The sequence below is a fragment of the Psychromonas arctica DSM 14288 genome (assembly GCF_000482725.1).
GTDB classification, from domain to species: Bacteria; Pseudomonadota; Gammaproteobacteria; order Enterobacterales; family Psychromonadaceae; genus Psychromonas; species Psychromonas arctica.
On the sequence record NZ_AXWP01000030.1, the window covers coordinates 1 to 19588 of the forward strand.

Annotated in this window: 15 protein-coding genes; 3 read left to right on the top strand and 12 right to left on the bottom strand. The window is 37.9% G+C overall.

Going from position 1 to position 19588, the window contains the following annotated elements; genetic code table 11:
* On the top strand, positions 1–184 hold a 184-nt coding region (locus tag H592_RS23860), incomplete at its 5' end, for a hypothetical protein (RefSeq protein WP_211235622.1).
* 496 nt (positions 185–680) lie between these two features.
* Positions 681–1277: a hypothetical protein gene (locus H592_RS0105130; RefSeq protein ID WP_028867836.1), complete on the top strand. Its 597-nt coding sequence runs from the start codon at positions 681–683 to the stop codon at positions 1275–1277.
* A 217-nt stretch (positions 1278–1494) separates the two neighbouring features.
* Here the strand turns inward: H592_RS0105130 and H592_RS0105135 are convergent, their stop codons facing one another.
* The 10 genes from H592_RS0105135 to norV form a co-directional block, all read right to left on the bottom strand.
* Positions 1495–2367, bottom strand: a complete 873-nt coding sequence (locus H592_RS0105135) for a DMT family transporter (RefSeq protein WP_028867837.1) — start codon at positions 2365–2367, stop codon at positions 1495–1497.
* A gap of 329 nt (positions 2368–2696) precedes the next feature.
* Positions 2697–3110 (bottom strand): nucleoside diphosphate kinase regulator, encoded by a 414-nt coding sequence (gene rnk, locus H592_RS0105140; RefSeq protein WP_028867838.1) that lies wholly within the window; start codon positions 3108–3110, stop codon positions 2697–2699.
* A gap of 1032 nt (positions 3111–4142) precedes the next feature.
* Positions 4143–4739 (bottom strand): DUF4202 domain-containing protein, encoded by a 597-nt coding sequence (locus tag H592_RS0105150; RefSeq protein WP_028867839.1) that lies wholly within the window; start codon positions 4737–4739, stop codon positions 4143–4145.
* Positions 4740–5114: 375 nt separating this feature from the next.
* Positions 5115–6725 (bottom strand): BCCT family transporter, encoded by a 1611-nt coding sequence (locus tag H592_RS0105155; RefSeq protein WP_028867840.1) that lies wholly within the window; start codon positions 6723–6725, stop codon positions 5115–5117.
* A gap of 500 nt (positions 6726–7225) precedes the next feature.
* Positions 7226–8560 carry a D-serine ammonia-lyase gene (locus H592_RS0105160; protein ID WP_028867841.1) on the bottom strand — a complete coding sequence of 445 codons (1335 nt, stop codon included), beginning with the start codon at positions 8558–8560 and terminating at the stop codon, positions 7226–7228.
* Between the two features lie 497 nt (positions 8561–9057).
* A complete protein-coding gene (locus tag H592_RS0105165) occupies positions 9058–10374 on the bottom strand; it encodes a di-heme oxidoredictase family protein (protein ID WP_028867842.1) in 1317 nt (438 codons plus the stop codon).
* On the bottom strand, positions 10374–11864 hold the full coding sequence (locus H592_RS0105170) for an RCC1 domain-containing protein (protein ID WP_028867843.1): 1491 nt from the start codon (positions 11862–11864) through the stop codon (positions 10374–10376). The genes H592_RS0105165 and H592_RS0105170 overlap by 1 nt, the downstream gene beginning before the upstream one ends.
* Before the next feature lie 228 nt (positions 11865–12092).
* A complete protein-coding gene (locus H592_RS0105175; protein WP_028867844.1) occupies positions 12093–12428 on the bottom strand; it encodes a TehB family protein in 336 nt (111 codons plus the stop codon).
* Positions 12429–12501: 73 nt separating this feature from the next.
* Positions 12502–13677: an NADH:flavorubredoxin reductase NorW gene (gene norW, locus H592_RS0105180; RefSeq protein WP_028867845.1), complete on the bottom strand. Its 1176-nt coding sequence runs from the start codon at positions 13675–13677 to the stop codon at positions 12502–12504.
* On the bottom strand, positions 13674–15194 hold the full coding sequence (gene norV, locus H592_RS0105185; RefSeq protein ID WP_028867846.1) for an anaerobic nitric oxide reductase flavorubredoxin: 1521 nt from the start codon (positions 15192–15194) through the stop codon (positions 13674–13676). Before norV ends, norW begins: the two co-directional genes overlap by 4 nt.
* Positions 15195–15387: 193 nt before the next feature.
* Here norV and norR point away from each other — a divergent pair, with 193 nt between their 5' ends.
* Positions 15388–16944: a nitric oxide reductase transcriptional regulator NorR gene (gene norR / locus H592_RS0105190; protein WP_028867847.1), complete on the top strand. Its 1557-nt coding sequence runs from the start codon at positions 15388–15390 to the stop codon at positions 16942–16944.
* A 139-nt stretch (positions 16945–17083) separates the two neighbouring features.
* Here the strand turns inward: norR and H592_RS0105195 are convergent, their stop codons facing one another.
* Together H592_RS0105195 and eat are read right to left on the bottom strand one after the other, a co-directional pair.
* Positions 17084–17851, bottom strand: coding sequence for a ferredoxin--NADP reductase (locus H592_RS0105195; RefSeq protein ID WP_028867848.1), 768 nt, complete (start codon positions 17849–17851; stop codon positions 17084–17086).
* A gap of 333 nt (positions 17852–18184) precedes the next feature.
* Entirely contained in the window at positions 18185–19576 is a 1392-nt protein-coding gene (gene eat / locus H592_RS0105200) for an ethanolamine permease (RefSeq protein ID WP_028867849.1), read from the bottom strand.
* Positions 19577–19588 lie beyond the last annotated feature (12 nt).

Consider the following 19588-nt stretch of genomic DNA (forward strand, 5'->3'; position numbering starts at 1 on the left):
GTCACCTCTTGAGATAATATGTCCAAACAAATGCTTGGATACAGTGCCAGGCTTCCCCAGTTATTACACTGACTCCCTGTTAGAAATGACCACCCTCAAACACAGTGTTGGTCTGACTGAGTATTGGACTTCGCGCTATTTTGGACGCTTATCCACCAACACTGCCGAAACAGGTTACGGTTAGTTGTGTACTTCTAACTTCCTATGGCTTCCTTCAGACCCCACCGTTAGCCAGTGACGCCCTTGCCATTCGGATTATCTTCCCCTCAATCAGGGTGATCTCACTTTCTTGCAAGTGAGCGGGTTTGCCAGCTTTGCTGGGCAAACAAAAACGCCATTTAATGGCTTCGTAAAGGCTCTACTTTCACTAATAACAGCAAGCACAAACTAAATTACCCCTTCTAAATATGATAAAGACGAGATATTCGAAAAGGAGTTTACTTGATTCCGTTATTTAGCCTTGGAAAAGAAAGGCAATAATAATAGTATATTTAAGATCAAAAAATAATCATAAATTTTATGTTTGACGCTATTCGTTGACGGGTGATGTCATTGATAAGAAAAACGTTTGTTTATATTCGAGTCTAGGAAGTCTCATTTTGTAAAAATGACAGGAAATGCTTTCGGTATGAAGTTGAATAACATCGTTAGTACTTTTATTGTTATAGGGGGTTAATCCAATGTCAGATCAATATCTTTTATTGAAACAAACATCGTTAATATCGATAGTCAGCACCTCTTTATTACTCTTGTTTTTTTCACCCTTATCTTTTGCACAGGAGTCAAACCTTAAACAAAAGCAGTTCGACGCCATGCTTGCAAAAGCAGAACAATGTGAGTCAAAAAAAATTCCATTAAATGAGAGGGCACGCTCACTATTAGAAGCTTGCCAGAATTATTGTGAACGTCTGCCACAAACTGCAGGATTTTCAATGATCAAAGGACAGGCAACAAGAGAGCAAGTAGCCGCCTATTACCAACAAGCCCCTCAACTTTGCGATAAAGCGTATATTGATTTTATGGCCGCTGCCAAAGTGATAGAAACAGCAGAGAAAGAGGCGGGTAAAAATTCAGTTTCAATCACTTACGGCCTAAAAGATAGTCGAGCCAGAAAGATGATTGATGACACTCATCAAACATGCTTAGCACACAAAAACTTCTCCGAGCCTGTTTGTCAATGTGCAACCAAAGCGGTAGTAGACATCACCAATACCAGTGGATTACCAGGAAGGATGCCAAGAGATTACTGGGTCTATGCTAATCGATGTAATGAGTAAGAAGTAAATTATCTTAATGACAATATAAATCAGGCTCTCATCTTGATTTGCAAGAAAGAGTTATCATATCGACTTGATGAACTTTAAAACTAGAAATATATCAGCAACTTATTATGAAAAATCACTAATACTTTTATACGTATGGAAGTATTAGTGATTTCTTTTTAATAAGCATTAATTTAACGATTACTTTTTAACGACTTCAAAGCTGGAATTATTAATAGCTCAATCTCAGTATTATAACCCCTATGAAAGCAGTAGCTAATCCTAAAAACTCTTGGCGAGTAAAAGATTCTTTTAAAATAATGCGAGAATACAACAGGATGATTAAGATGTTCATTCCAGAAATAGCTGATACTAATCCTGTGTTGCCAATTGCAAAAGCGGATATTATTGCAACCATGCCAGCGACATTAGTCAATCCAATAAATAAGCCGCAGGAAAATGTTTTTAATCCAGACCAACTAGGACGAGAGTCATTTTCATCCTCCACTATTTTTTTACGATTGGCTAACCAACTCATCGCAAAAAGAAAACTACCAAAACCAAACATTGAGGTTAATGTGGCGAACGTATCAGCCTCAAGAAGAGTGGACTGCTTACCTAATAAGTCATTAAATGAAAAGAATAATGCTGCAAGTAATCCCCATTGCGCACCTTGTAAATTGGTTATGGAAATTTCATTGGAGTAGCGGATAATATAAAGACCACCAAAAATGATAAAAAAGCCAATCAATTGCAGTGTGGTCAAGGTCTCTTGCCATAATAAAAAAGCAAAAATCAGTACAAATAAGGGAGTTAACCCAGACAAAATACTAATGAGGGAAGCCTTTCCAACAGAAAAGCCTTTATGTAAAAAAGCATTAGCGGCAAAAGAACCAAAGCCTAATGCTAAACCAACGGCAATATCCGCCCATCCATACCATTCTTGGTCTAGCAAGGCGACACCAGAAAGACTTACTAAAAATCCTACAAAAAAGACGCCAAATAAGAATAAATTTCGGTTCATCTTTTTCTGTGATGTCCATTGGTACAATATCCCTCGCATACCAAAAAAAACAGTAGCGAGTAATGCATATATTATCCACATAATAAAATGCTTCCTTTAAAGTTGGAATGAAATATTAGTGCTATCAGAGTTTGCTCTTCAATTTAATCGTCAACATGCCATCTTGTATTATTTTGAACTCAAAAATGGAATGCCATATTTTAAAAAGAATATTTGAAAATAAGCATTCATTTTATTTAGTCTTTATTTGGCTTTGCTTAGCTTTTGGCTTTACTTAGCTTTTATTTAGCTATGCTTTGATAGCCCTTTGGGACTACTACCCTTGTGTTGCCGAGATATAAAGAGCCATGATATAAGCGCAGCTATAAATTATTCGGTGGCATAGTGATCACCGAACTTTTTAATGTGACTTATCGATGAAGTTCGCCATCTCTCTCTGGTTGATACAGTATTTCTTTAATCATTACTTTGATTGTTCCCCCACCTGGTTTTGGCCATTCAATTCTGTCCCCAATAGAAAGCCCAAGAAGAGCACTTCCGACGGGAGCTAATATTGATATTTTCTCACCTTTTGAATCAATATCTTTGGGATAAACAAGGGTAAGCACAAACTCTTTTAGTGATGAGTCAACAGAGAATTTTACGGTAGAATTCATGGTAACTAGATCCGGAAGAATCTGTTCAGGATCGACTATATTGGCACGAGCGAGTTCCTCTTCAAGTCCACTCACTCCTGCCACACTGTTTTTAGGTAACAGATCAATGACGTTATATAATCGGTCTAAATCTAAGGACGAAATAGTAATTTCTGGTTTTTGATTCATTTTTATTCTCAGCATTATTAATACAACAATTATTTAAAGATCTAACACAGGTCAGAACATTTATTCGTAGAGACGTTAAAGATTAACTTAACGTTCGTTAACATAGATTGGGTGGGGTCAAAATAGAAATAACAAATATATTTCAATAAGATAAAATATATTTTGTTATTTACACTACGACGACACAGCACCTCATATACAATTTTTATAACTATTTTGACTATTGTTGTGTTTGATTTTCAATCGGTAATTTTTAAAATGAGGCCAATATATGGCCCCATCATTATTTAACCTTTTCTTTTTCTAGGTTTTACAATTTTATTGCTATTATCTTCTTTCTTAAGTTTCCGTTTTTCTTTCAATGATAAAACGGGCTTTTTCATTTCACTCTTTGACATATCATCACCTAAATAATAAATAACAGATTAATTACGTATTTTTGTAACAAAACTAAAATTTACTCAGATTCAACTCACATAGCCTCCTGATCTATTTTGATAAATATTAATCACATACGATTAGACAAAATGTATATAAAAAAGTCACAATAAACCTATTTATGGAGAGGTTTAATTGATCTCATAAGTTTGTTTTAAGTTTAATATTATTGGGAAGATTATCTGCAAATACAGATGGGCATAGACATATGCCCGCTTAAGAGGGGAATTTAAGGACGAAGCTCCTTAAGAAATTGATAGTATAAAATATTGATGTTTTCATAAGCTCAATATAACAACTTAAATAATAACTTCAAGCTTATCCAGTAAGATTTAACAAAAGAAAAAATTAACTATTTCAAGCAACTAATTTTAGAATCAAAAAGTAAAGTAAAAGAGTTTTTCTTTACTTTTAAGCTCTCAAATAAAAAGACAAAGCGGTGGGTAATACTACTCCGTAACAACCTTCTTATAAGCTATTCAAAGGGAGAAATAAAATCGCAGACAAGCACAATAATAAAAAATAAGACACCTCAATACTTGAATTCAAAACCAAGATGTCGAATCACCTAAAATAAAACAAAGTAAGCTAAAATCAACTAATAGCTTTAACAATTAAACTTTGTAAAGAGGCAGGTAATTCAATTTTCCCCGCTAAAACAAATTGATGTGCATCATCTGACATTTTTCGCCATGTTTTAAGAATAATACCAATCCATTTTTCTTCAGTATATTCAGGATGTTTTAGGGCAAAAGCTAACATGTAATATTCAATGAACACTAAGCCAGCAACATCTTCAACCAACTGACTATCAGGGTTTCGTTTAATTGCTTTTTTACCGACGGCATTTTTAACTTGTTCAATATCATCTGGTTCATACCCAACTTGCTGCATCAAGGTAGCAACACCATTTGCATGAAAGGTATAAAGCTCAGATCGCCACTGGTGATATCCCTGCTTACCCGCCGGATAATCACTACGCAATGATTTCCAGCGTTGAATATGTTGACCACGTACAGCTATTTTTAATAATTCACTGGCGTCAGGTTTAAAACGATTCAACATCTCACTCATGCGTTGAGAATATAAACGTTCCTTTGGCCACTCTTTATCCCCTACTAACTCTTTATTTGGATCTTCATTATTAACGTCATCAATTAAGCCAATGACTTGTTCAAGTTTTTGATTCATAACATGCTCCCTGCAACTTATCGCGATAGGTAAATACAGGCTAACTATATAAAAATACTTACAACAAAAAAATAAAAAACATTCACAACATTAAATAACCTCAGTTCTGGATAAGCAAAGCGATACAACACCTTTATTTCGCAGATTTATTGGTTAAATTATCTCTCAATAACCAGTTACTGCTTCAATAATTCGCCTTGTACTACGCAAAACTAACGCTACTGTATAGCCAAAAAACATAATCTTATGATTTTAAATATAATTCCACTTTCATTAGCCAGAATTGAGCTTAAATATTCATATTTGTGATAGAAAAAAGCTCCCTTGTACCAGGCACAAGAGAGCTTTTTATAAAGCCTTAATACTGGTTATATATTAGCTTTGTTTAATTCGCTCATCTATTACCTTTGGTTTATCTACTTCAGTTAATAACCCTTTCAGCAAACTAACACAGCCTAGCAGAAGAATAATAGTAAAAGGCAGTGCTGCGATGATGGTGATCGATTGCAACGCTTGAATAGACTGAGTACCACCAATCCACAGCATTACCATTGCGATAACCCCCGAGATAATAGCCCACACTATTTTTTGTTTCATTGGCACTTCTAGTTTGCCTCCCGCTGTCATGCTATCAATAACAATGGAGCCTGAATCTAATGTAGTTACAAAGAAAACAACAATTAAAACGACTGCGATAATAGATAAAACATCACCGAGAGGGTAAGCATCGAGCATATAAAAGAGGCTTAAAGACACATCTGTAATACCTTGCTCTGCACCTAATAATCCAACTTTATCAATTATCTGTTCAATAGCCACACCACCAAACACTGACATCCAAGCTGTTGTCACTAAAGTAGGGATAACTAGGACACAAACAAGGAATTCACGAACAGTACGCCCCTTAGAGATACGCGCTACAAACATGCCAAAGAAAGGCGCATAAGCGACCCACCATGCCCAATAAAATACTGTCCACCCATGTAACCATGTTGTATCGTCACGTCCTGAAGACTGGCTTAACGGAATTATATTTTTTACATAACCCACCACTGCCGTAGCTAAAGAATCAAGTACCGTTGTGAAATTCAAAGCAGCAATTAGCCCCAAGAATATAAAAGCAATGACCATATTTAGGTTACTTAACAGTTTAACCCCGCCGTCCATTCCTCGAGTGACCGATAGAATAGCTAACCCCATAATTAATAGAATAATGAACTGCTTTAGATAAAGGCTATTTTCAAAACCAAAAACATGACTAATACCACTAGCCGCCTGTGCACCACCTAACCCAAGAGAAGTTGCTAGACCAAATAAGGTCACTAATACGGTTAATACATCAATAATATCACCGGTTATGCCCCAAACTTTATCTCCTAAAAGCGGATAAAAAACAGAGCGCATGGATAGTGGCAGGCCTTTGTTATATACAAAATAAGCTAAACAAAGTGCTGTCATTCCGTAGATAGCCCAAGCATGCAGTCCCCAGTGAAAAACCGTCGCACCTAGCGCGAGTTCGCGGCCTTCTGGCGTAAAAGGTTCTGCATTCAATGGAGTTCCATACCAATTGGTAAAGAAAGCGGTCGGTTCTGCCACCCCCCAGAAAATTAATCCAATCCCCATGCCCGCTGCAAAGAGCATTGAAATCCATGACATTGTTGAATAATCAGTAGTCGCTTTATCACCGCCCAAGCGAATTTTACCCAAAGGCGAAAATGCTAATACAATGGCAAAGATTAATAAGATATTGGCCCCCCACATAAATAGGAAGTCAAAATTAGACAGGACAGAGCCTTTAATTGAGTCAATGGCTGCTTTTGCATCGGCAGGCTCTAGCATTAGCAAAGTGACGATGAAAAGGATAGATAACGCTACTGAAGCAGTGAAAACTGTGTTGTGGACATCGAAGCCCCATTTATTAAAATTATCCTGACCGACCTGATAATCTGTTGATTCAATACTGTACTTGTTTGGTTTAAATTTCATAAACTGTGGCTTACCTATTTGCATTAACAAATAGAAAGACCTACTCCATATTTAAGTTATATTTGACTAGTCAGCCCACCATAATAGACCATGGTCAAATCCTCTTATCGGAGTGATTTTAGGCTTTATTGCTAGTCCCCTAGCCGGCTACTCTACCATAGAAAGCACCCTCTACGAGCGTTAATATAACCATCTAATTTAATTGGAATTATTTGCAATATAGTGTTTTGACGTGAAGTTATTAAAATTAATAATATTAGTAATATTAATCTTCAGAAATAAAGATTACTTTTATTGCTTAGTGTCTAGTTCATGATTAACCGTTAATTATCTATAAATAATGAACTAGGCATTTTGTCGATTTAATACCATCATGATTGTCTTTATTTTTAAATCACCAGTTTCAAGAGAAAGCCTCTAAGTAATGACTGAGTATTAATAGCCCTTTCACCTCAATACCTTCTCTAATATCGATATTAACTGGCTATAAATAATGGCGGTTAAGCAGGTGTTAACGACTGAGCAAGATAATCATCCATCTCTTTTTTGGGTACCATGCCGCCACCCGTTGCCCACACTAAATGAGTAGCATTTTGCATTTTAATGGCATCTAATTGTAAGCGATTTTTATACTCTATATTTTTATTCACTATGATCGGGCCTACTATGCCAGCGAGTGCAGAAGGCTCAAGTTGAATGTTTTCTAATTCATTGATCTCAGCTAAATGATGATACATACGGTGATCTGAAATCGTATAATACCCATCCAACAGACGTTGCATCGCTCTACCTACAAATCCTGATGCTCTCCCCACCGCTAACCCATCTGCGGCAGTGATATTATCAATACCGAGATCTTGAACTGAAACCCCATCATGTAATCCAGTATAAACACCTAATAACATGCATGGTGAGTGTGTTGGTTCAGCAAAGATACAATGCACATTATCACCAAAAGCCATTTTCAAACCAAATGCAACACCGCCGGGGCCACCACCTACACCACAGGGTAAATAGACGAATAGAGGATGCTCTCGATCCACGCGGAAGCCCATTTCATGGAACTGTTCTTTTAAACGTTGACCAGCAACGGCGTAACCGAGAAAAAGTGTTTGTGAATTTTCATCATCAATAAAAAAACAATTGTTATCACTCTCAGCCTGTTGACGACCTTGCTCCACCGCAACACTATAATCTTGTTCATATTCAATAACGTTCACACCATGGTTACGCAGTTTATCTTTTTTCCATTGTCTTGCATCTGCAGACATATGAACAGAAACGGAGAAACCTAATTTAGCGCTCATAATGCCAATAGACATGCCTAAATTACCTGTTGAACCTACGGCGATACGATAACCTTTAAAAAACGCTCTAAACTGATCACTATCCAGTTTACGATAGTCATCAGACTCTTCTAATAAACCGGCAGTTATCGCTAACTTTTCTGCATGTGTTAATACTTCGTATATTCCACCTCGCGCTTTAATTGAACCTGATATAGGTAAGTGGCTATCTTTTTTTAACATCATTTTTCCTGCAATTAGTGTCGTGTATTCACGCTCTAACTGTGTTTGCATCTTGCTAATGCTGACCACCTCAGATTCAATAATGCCATTGCTTGCAGCCGTCTCAGGAAAGACCTGTGCTAAATAAGGTGCAAATCTTGTTAACCTATCACTGGCTGCTTTAATATCATTATAATTGAGCCCAACATAAGGCAGACCTTCTTCTAAACTAGTTATATTAGGGTTGAACCAACTTATTTCTTGCAATGCAATCAATTGCTCAAGTAAAGGGAATTCAGTAATAAGCTTTTGTATATTCAGCGACATTAGTTTTAACACCTTAAATTAAATAATCGAATACAACAGTCATCAATTGCAGCCTTGGAAAGTCACAATATTTAATGAAGTCAAAAAATGAAGGGTATAGATAGATTTATCATGAGGTTAATAAAAATGCAAAATAATGGGCTTTGGGTCATTTAAAAACGGAGGCTTCGGCCCCAAATAAGCAAACGTTTAGTACTGATGCGCTGGGACAGAAAATATTGCCTAAACTAATTAACTCATCGTAATGCCTAATCCAAATTAATTAAAGCCGATTATTGATAACACTTCAATGTTGAATCCGCCACAGATAAACTCACCTTAGATGGTGAAAATATAACGGTTTCATTGATGTAGGTACAGCTGCTGCGAGAAGCAGAGTCTAACCTGCTCTCTGTTAGCAGGTTAAACTCTCAATTTATAGCAGCTTTAACTTAAACAGTTTCAGTTTAAGGGCTTCAACTCGTGACAAACAAAAAAATCAGCGCAGTAAATTTAAATTAAATAGCCCTTAAAAAAGCTAATAATGCATCTTTTTCATCATTCGTCAGTTGAGAATAAGTTTCTTTAGCACTCTCTGATTCACCACCATGCCACAAGATTGCTTGCTCAATGGTGAGGGCTCGGCCATCATGTAAGAATCGACTTTTCTCATCACCTTCAATTAAACCTAATCCCCATAATGGTGGTGTACGCCATTCATCAGCCTCTGCACCGGACTCTTTTGCACCATCACTAAGCTCAGGGCCCATATTGTGAAGCAATAAGTCAGTGTAAGGGTAAAATGTTTGCTTACTGAGAATAGGGAATCTTTCCACTTCACCAGTACTTAACGTTTCTCGGTGGCATGCATTACAACCCGTAGAATTAAAAAGTGCTCTTCCCGCAAGGAATGTTTCATGATTATTAATTCGCCTTTCTGGCACCGCGAGTATAGTTAAAAAATCATTAATATCCTGTACCGACTTATCAGATACTTCAGGGTCACCTCCCGATGGATAAATATTACATATTTCTTGATTATCAGAGCAAGGTTCTGCTGGGTTCAACGTTGAAGTTAATCCCATATCCTGTTGAAGCGCACCTACTATTTGCCCATCCAATGAACAATGGATAGCTTTCCAGCCGAAACGACCAATACATTGCTGTTGTTGGTTTGCTCTACCAGATATGCCATTCATATCAGTATCATTAATATCTTGATACTCAAGAATAACCGATTCAGGCACTAGATCTAATAATCCCATTCCAATCAATTGAGGCGATAGTCTAGGTGCTAAAACTATGCCTTCATCAAGCGCATTTACATTATCGTTTAAATGGAAAAGGATCTCATTTGAACTTCCTTCGGACCAGCTTACACTTCCTTCGGGCACTCCATCTGCGGAATAAGTTTGCAGTTGTGCACCCAACATAGAATCTACATTGCCCTCTATATCCCGTAATCTGAACAATATTCCATTGCCAGTGGAACCATCACTTTTTAATGATTCAGCTCTACTTGAAGATTCATGGCAATTTGCACATGAGTCAGTGATTGCAAGCGGACCATAACCATCAAGTAGATCTCGCGCCCCAGGAGCAGGGCCCCAAGTAGCGATAAATAACTCTCGGCCTTGGGAAGCCCCATTATATTCTTGAATATCAAGGTCAGGAATGAACTGTAAAAAACCATTATTTTCTTGATATTCTACCGTTGCAACTCCCCCAGTAGATCCAAGTACTAAGGTGTTATCAACGACAGAGTCAGAAGTCCCATCTGAACCACCACAGCCCACCAATAAGATATTAAGTAATAAATATAATTTACTTTTCATTACTGATTAAACTCTACTTTTTGTGGAACAGTGTATCCCCAGATGTTGATTGGTTCTTTAATTCCTAACGATCCTTCGAAGCTCCATCCCCAACTAAATATAGAGCGATCTCTACGTAGGGCGATGGTATGTAATGCGCCAGGTGCAATATCCTGCACATTATTAAGATCGGCTATTGCGACAGTTGGAGAGATCGGGTCTTGATCAGATTCAAGGCCTAATGTCCCTGTTCCATTAAAACCCCATGGATAAATTAATTGATCGCTTTTTTCTACGAAACTTTGATTGCCATTTGCCCAAACTGCCTTAGCTTGTGTTATCCAAGGTAATTCAACTGCTTCGTAGATTTCATCAGGCCATGTATCTTCAACTGTGTTGCCTATTTGATTACTCGCATTTAATCCCCAACCGTAGACTTTTCCACTTTCACCTAGCGCAAGAACATGTGCTTTACCTGCTGCAACAGAAATAACTTTTTCGAGTAAAGGAATTTGTACTGGCGTATTATAATCGTTTGTATCATCACTACCTTGGCCTAATTGACCATTATCATTTTCCCCCCATCCCCAAAGAGTACCATCTGAATCGATAGCGTAAGTGGAATCTGAAGCGGCAGTGATTAGAACAATATTAGTTAACGTAACAAGTTGAGGATAGTCAGCGTCTTCGTTAGAGCTATTGCCTAATTGGCCTTTATCATTCTCACCAAATGTAAAAACTTGGCCATTTTTATCTAATGCAACGGTATGGTCATAACCACGAGTGATTGAAACAATGTCTTTAAGGGCGTTAATTTTTTGAGGTGTATAATAATCAACATCTAAAACTACACTATCTTGATCTCCTAACCCTAATTGACCGCCATCACCATCTCCCCAAGCCCATACCTCACCTTCATTATCCAATGCGATGGATGCATTTTGGTTAAATGCTAAAGAAGTAAAAGTAACTAGTTCTTCGTTATCTAAGACTTCAATTTTTTGCGGCGTGGTTGGATGATTTTCATCTGCATTTAATTTACTAGTAAACCCTACTCCGGTTTGACCAAGGTTATTCCTACCCCATGTCCAAATCTGACCATCTATAATGGCCCCAGAGTGAGCACCTCCAGCTGCAACTTGTTGTCCAAAATAAATACTATCAGTCATAGATGCTCCATTACCGGCAGCATCTAAGGCGATTAATTCATAATTGTTTAATCCAGGTGTTAAAACAAAAGAAACATCAAAATCCCCTCCATTAAAAGTTACGTTTTTGGTTAGATCGTTAACTTTCAACTGTAAAGAAGTTACCTCTTGATTGTCAGTAACGGTACCGTTAATAGAATAAGTGGAGGAATATATGCTGCGATTAGCGGCGAGTGTAGATAATGTGATCTCAGGTTCTGTCGTATCTTTATTAACTTCCGCAGAAGCAGGGCTATCGCTAGAATCGCACCCAGCAATAAATGTTAAAATACAAACCGATAAAAAACTATGTTGTAACGTCATGCAACCTTCCAATGGCCAATTTAATGATAATGAATATCATTATTGATCCAAAGATTGATGATTTCAAGCTCTTTTATTCTAGTAAGTTATAAAATTTGCTCTGCTTATTATAAAATTTATTAGTTTAGTTTAACGATCATAAAAGCAAATACCCGCTATCATTCATCACGATCAACAAACAACATAATGAGTAAATATCGGGTATAAGCGATCAGTAAAAATAGCTCTTTATTTTTTATTGTATAGCGCTTGTCCTGTTTTATCTTGGTCTGACCAGAAATTAATATTGAACTGTGCATCTTCACTTAACTCTATTCTATGCCAATATTGTGGAGGACTCGTAGCAAATTGTCCGGCTTCAATAACCACTGTTACTTCTGGCTCAGTCGCTTCGCTATCTGCAAAACCAAAATATGTGACAACGCCTTCCATGACACATAATTGTCCGAAAACATCTGCCGCCGTATTATGATGAGTTAATAATGCTTTTGGCACAGTATCAACAGTGAAAAAAGGGGTGGAGCGTTGAATTGTCCAATTTGTTGGAATTCGTAAATGACTCATAATATTCTCCTAATTTTATAATATGGCAGATTTGATCTAACGAACCTAAACCTAGATTTCCATCGAATAAAGATCAAAGTGCCGCAGGTAATTCTCTTAGTAATGGAAAAGCTTTTTTCATGTGCCCTTCTGTTACGATAAATCCAACCATTTTTTTGTCTTCGTTATACGCCTTTACTGAGCACCCCTCGGTATCGATATCCGCTTGCCAAGAAGTAACACCGTTTACCATATTGCCACCTAACTGCATTGGCATTTTCGGTGTTTTTACTTTAACTAACATCGCCGGTAAGGTGACCTCTGTAGCTTGTCCTAATAACGTTTTAGCTAACGCATTCGCGCTTAACATGATGGGTTGTAAGTACGACATCACCTTGCCATTTATCTCAGCACAATCTCCCAAGGCATAAATATTGTTGACAGATGTTTGTAACTGCAAATTAACAACCAAACCATTGTTGACGTTGATACCTGATTTTCGTGCTAAGCCTGTATTTGCTTTTAAACCTGCCGCAGAAATAACACAATCAACAATCTGTGTTTCACCTGAGCTAAGCGTGACACAAATACCTGTTTCGCTTGTATTTAATGCTTTTTTGTCTGATAAACAGTTATTCAATGAATGGACGGTTTTTCCCAATTCAAACACAACACCTGCGTCAGTCATTTTATTGCGAAGTTGATTCGCGACCAAGTCTGGTAGCATATTTGCCATCAAACCTTTACTAGGATCGACCACCAGCACCTTTTTACCGCTACTCGATAGATCCATCGCAATCTCAGTGCCAATCAGCCCTGCACCAATAACTAAAATACGTTGAGCTTGCTGCAACTGTTGTTGTGCACTTTCAAACTCACGTAAACTATTAAGCGTGATCACTTTGTCAGTTGCATCACCTAACATAGTCGGAATAAAGGCCCGTGCTCCCGTAGCTAAAACAAGTTTTGAATAAGGATACGTGACACCTGCAACCAAAATTTCTTGGTGTTCGAAATTGATCTGCTCAACTTCAGTAAATGCATGTAAATCAACATTAAATTCAGTGGCAAAGGCTTCTCCAGTTAGTCGGATAAGGTCTGCGCTACTCTGTCCGTTAGTAAATACATGACTTAAATCTGGTTTGTTGTAATCATCGCCTGCATCAAGGGTAAAAACAGAAATTGCTATCGTTTGATCCGTGCGTCTAATGGTTTTGATTAATTGGTAAGCGGCAAAGCCGCTACCAATAATAATGATCGGTGCACTCATGATGCTTTGCTCTGTGCAACCGCAACAAATACATCTTTACCTAATCCACATTCAGGACAAAGGAAGAAGTCCGGCACATCGTTCCAAGCAGTACCAGCTGCAACATCTTGATTTGGCTCACCAATAGCTGGTTCATAAACCCAGTTACAAACCGTACATAACATATCTTGAGCATCATCAACTTGAACAGCTTCAGTTTTAGAAGGCGCTGCTTGAGGTGCTGGATCGCCCTGTGCATTAGCCTTTACAATAGGTTCTGCAATAATAGGTTTGACAGTGATAGGTTGGTTAGCAGTGATAGACTGAATATTACTGATATCATGTAATGCCCAGCTTTTTGCAATGCCACGGCCGTATTCACGACATTCATTCATTGCTTTACCATCAGGACGCCATTTTGTTTTTAAACTGTCAGCAGTTTCAAAACCGGCATCCATTAAACGTATATTAATACGATCAACGGCACCACCATTCCAACCGTAACTACCAAATGCCGCTGCTTTTTTGTTTTTAAAACGCAATCCTGTTATCTCTTCTAACATCGCAGCGATTTGCGGCATCATCACGTTGTTCATGCTTGGTGATCCCACTAATACGCCCTTAGAGCGGAATACGTTAGACAATATTTCGTTTTTATCCTGGCGTGAAACATTGAATACTTTAACCGCAACACCTGGGTCAACGTCATGAATTCCCTGAGCCATGGCATCAGCCATCATGCGCGTATTATTAGACATAGAATCGTAGAAAATAGTGATGCGGTCTTCTTGATAATTATCTGCCCACTCTAGGTATTGATGAATAATTTGCGTAGGGTCATCACGCCAAATAACACCATGAGCAGTTGCAATCATATCAACAGGTAGGTTGAAGCTAAGTACCTCTTTAATCTTAGCAGTCACGAGCGAGCTAAAAGGCGTTAAAATATTTGCGTAATAACGTAAACATTGTTCTTTTAATTCATTTTGATCAACTTCATCATTAAACAAATGCTCATCACAATAATGTTGACCAAATGCATCATTACTAAACAGCACTGCATCATCGGTCAGGTAAGTCATCATACTATCTGGCCAGTGCAACATTGGCGTTTCTACAAATATCAATTGTTTGCCGTTACCAATATCCAATGAGTCACCGGTTTTTACGATATTAAAATTCCATTCAGGATGATGATGCTGACCTGTAATTGAATCAATTGCATTTTCTGTACAGTAAATAGGGGTATTAGGAATTTTTGCCATTAGCGCGGGTAATGCACCTGAGTGATCTTCTTCCGCATGATTAATAACAATGAAATCAATCTCATTTAGATCAATTTCCATCTCTAGATTTTGCACAAACTGTAAGCTAAAACGATGATCAACCGTATCAATCAATACATTTTTTTGTTCACGGATCAAATAACTGTTATAGCTGGTACCTTTTGTTAATTTAAATTCCATACCATGGAAGTTTTCTACTTCCCAATCACGTTGTCCAACCCAATGAATGTTATTTTTAATGTGAATAGTCATATTGTTACCTGCATAATTTATAAAAGATTTAAAAAGTTATCTCCTATATTGCAGATTACATGCCAAAACATAAACCACTGATTTAATAGTATTTATTATTTTAAATTGTCATTGTGACACCATTTAAACAATGTCATTTAAACAATAAAAGTGTCATAATGACAATAGTAAATCACTTTATATTAGGTTTAACATGAGTAATAAATACCAGGCATTAACACAATTAGCGATTGATCTAACGGTCAGCGTTTCTAGTCAGGATAGATTTGATCGTCTGCTGTCAGTTATCCGTAAGCTATTTAATTGTAATGCTTCAGCATTATTAGCTTTTCAGCACCAACAATTTTCCCCACTAGCGATTAATGGTCTATATGATGAAGTGTTGGGACGACGCTTTAATATTCAAGAACATCCAAGATTAGAAGCAATTGCTAGAGCAGGCGATGTTGTTCGCTTTCCTGCTGACAGCACATTACCCGATCCCTATGATGGGCTTATTCCAAATCATCATGGAGAGTTAAATGTTCATTCTTGTATCGGGCTACCATTACTTGCTAATGATCGCTTAATTGGTGCATTAACAATCGATGCTTTCGACCCTCACCAATTTGATCAATTTAGTAATGATGATCTACGTATTATCAGTGCCCTAGCTGCAGCAAGTTTGCATACTTCACTGTTAATGGAGAAGTTAGAAAACCAAGCTGGCGTGTTCAGTAATAACGACCCACTTGACGCATTTACACAACAAACAAGCGGCATGATTGGTCAATCACAGGGAATTTTAGATCTTAAATCACAAATTAAAGCAGTAGCTGACACTGAATTGTCGGTTTTGATCACTGGTGAAACAGGTGTGGGTAAAGAGCTAGTAGCCTCTTCCATCCATCAACAGTCTACACGTTGCGATAATAACCTGATCTATTTAAACTGTGCAGCATTGCCAGAATCGGTCGCAGAAAGTGAACTATTTGGACATGTGAAGGGGGCATTTACTGGAGCAATAAGTGATCGCAAAGGTAAATTTGAACTTGCCAATAACAGCACACTTTTTCTAGACGAAGTGGGTGAGTTGCCTTTATCGCTACAAGCAAAACTGCTTCGTGCTTTACAATACGGCGATATACAACGTGTTGGTGATGAAAAGAGTTTAAAAGTAAATACACGAATTGTCGCAGCAACTAACCGTACGTTGCATGAGGAAGTGAAAGCAGGACGTTTTCGTGCAGATCTTTACCATAGATTGAATGTATTTCCTGTGCATGTGCCACCACTGCGAGAGCGAGATAATGATGTTGTACTATTATCAGGATTCTTTGCTGAACGATGCCGTGCAAAATTAGGCTTTAAACGCTTGACCATTGACCCCGCTGCTATCAATATTTTACAACAGTATTCGTGGCCGGGTAATGTGCGGGAGTTAGAGCATGCCATCAATCGTGCGGCGGTGATTGCAAAATCACAAGCGGCAGATTCATATCTACAATTAAAGGCAAGCCACTTTCAACTCAATGCAGAACACCTTGCCACACAGGACCAAGCCTTAACAAATACAATATCAGCTGAAAATAGTAAATTATTTTGCACTGAACCTGATCAAGGATTACGTGAAGCAACTAATGACTTTCAAGCAACCATCATTAAACAGGCATACCAAGAAAATGCTAATAACTGGGCCTCAACAGCAAAGCAGCTTAAGTTAGACACAGGTAACCTCCATCGCTTAGCTAAACGACTTAATTTGAAATAAAGTTACAATGCTTATTATACGGAAGAGGCTTTACATATAATGATCAACACAATTTAGCATTGAAGAGCTTGTAAAAAATCGTAGTGCTTTGTTACAAGCTCAATTAGCAATAAAACAGTTATTTATTAATGATTACCTATTACCAATAATTTTCAGAAGTGAACTGTCCCACTTCACGGCGTAAATGCTTTTTATAACCCATTTCTTGCAATGTATCACGGCTGTCATGAACCATTTCAGGATTGCCACAGAGTAAAAAGAAGCTATTAATAGGGTCCAGTTCAACCCCTGCAAATTCAGATAAAGCACCAGATGACAATAATTGAGGGATCCTACCACTCAGTGCGTAGGATACTTTTTCACGTGAAACGACTGGAATATAATGAAAGCGATCACCAAAACGTTGTTCTAATTCCGCAATTCGTTCGCGATAAACTAACTCTTCTTCTTTACGCACCGCATGCACTAATACCACTCGTTCAAATCGTTGCTGGCAAACCGGATCGGCAAGTATTGATAGGAAAGGACCAATCGCAGTACCAGTGGATAACAACCACAAGTCACGAGCCGTTTCTGGAATTTCATCCAATGTCATAAATCCCGCGGGATCTTGACCAACATAGAGTTTATCTCCTGGTTGTAGAGTATCGAGCCGAGGCGATAAGTCACCTTCAGGCACAGTCACTAACAAAAATTCTAGTATTTTTTCATTAGGTGGATTGATCATTGAATAGGCTCGACGCTGCCACTCTCCTTCAGGCGTTGGCAATGCTAACTTAGTGAATTGCCCTGCTTTAAAGGGCATTATTGAAGCCTGTATTTTTAAACTGAAAAGCTTTGTTGTCCAATCAGTTCGCCCAACCACAGTACCTTCAATTAAACGCGGGGGAATAGAATTATTATCCATAGTGTTTCTCCAAGATTAAAATCCAAGGTAAACCATAATATGCATTACATATACAGGTTATACCCAGAAAAATTATCAAGCAATGAGAAAATTAAATTATGTTGATTTCTATATTGCAGATGAAGTTACGCGATACATGCTTTGTAGGAAAAGAAACCATTACCGCAGTCTAGCAATAATATAACCGCCACCAATGAATATTTTGTTACAAGCTGACTATCAATTAAAAAACCCAATAAGAAAGAGAGAAAAGAATAGTGAAAGGGAAGATATGTAAAACTTAAAGCTCACTCAATAATGCGAGCTTTAAGTTTTATGATGAATGGCAAAGTACTAACTTACAGCCAACTCTCCTTCAGCTTGAGATAATAACGCAAACTCTTCTTCTGCTGAGCTTGCTACTAAATTATTACGACCAATTAATACGTAATACAGCATGCCCACAGCAAATAATGCCAATGTAAAATAAAAAGCTCTTACGTCATAGGCATAGACACCGGTTAGTGCAAGTAAAGACAATACAAATGAAGTACCTGAAGTCACCATACCACCCGGCGTTTTATAAGGGCGATTTAAATTAGGTTGTTTAATACGTAACAATATATGGCTACCCGACATCATGGCATAAGATACCGTTGCACCTACTACAGCCATTGATAACATCAAGTCACCTTCGCCGGTTAATGATAATAGAAAACCTAAAATCCCAGGGAAAATTAACGAACGAACAGGTACTTTACGTTTGCTAGTTAATGATAATTTTTGTGGTAAATAACCTGCACGAGATAATGCAAATACCAAGCGGCTATAACCATAAATAATCGAGAAGAATGACGCAACTAAGCCTGCTAAACCTAACACGTTAACAACAGTAGCAAGGTTAGTATTACCCGTCATATTCAGCGCATCTACTAATGGTACCGCACTTGAGCCAGTTGCCTCTGCACCAGCAGCTCCAGCCACCAGCACCACCACTAATGTTGCAGTCCCTAATAAAAAGATCATGGCTGCAATAATCCCTTTAGGCACGTCTTTAGCTGGATCTTTTGCTTCCTCTGCAGCCAGCGGTACGCCTTCAACAGCTAAAAATAACCACATTGCAAAAGGTAATGCAGCCCAAACACCGTAATAGCCCATCGGTAAAAACTCAGTACCGTTGGCAAGTGGTGCAACATCAAATAAATTTTCGCTATTAAAAGCAGGTAATAGAACCACCCCAGTCGCAATAATAGCAATCACCGCTAATGCACTGATCACCATCATTACTTTCAACGCTTCGCCAGCACCAAAAATATGAATACCTACAAAAATCAGATAAAAAACAGCATAAACAATGGGACCATCCATGCCAATTAGTTCATTTACAGCAGAACCAATAAAAATAACAATGGCAGCAGGCGCCAGTGTATATTCAATTAACACAGCCAATCCAGTAAGGTAGCCACCAACAGGTCCCATAGCCTGACGAGCAAAACTATAACCACCACCAGCCGCAGGAATGGCAGAGGACATCTCAGCTAATGATAAGACTAAGGTTAAATACATTACCCCCATTAAAACAGCGGCAATAACAAAACCACCCCATCCAGCTTGTGCGATACCAAAGTTCCATCCAGCAAAATCACCTGAAATAACATATGAAACACCTAGACCCGCAAGTAAGATCCAACCCGCAGCTCCTTTTTTTAACTGTCTTTGAGCAAGATACTCTTTATTAGTAGACATAAGACTTCCTTT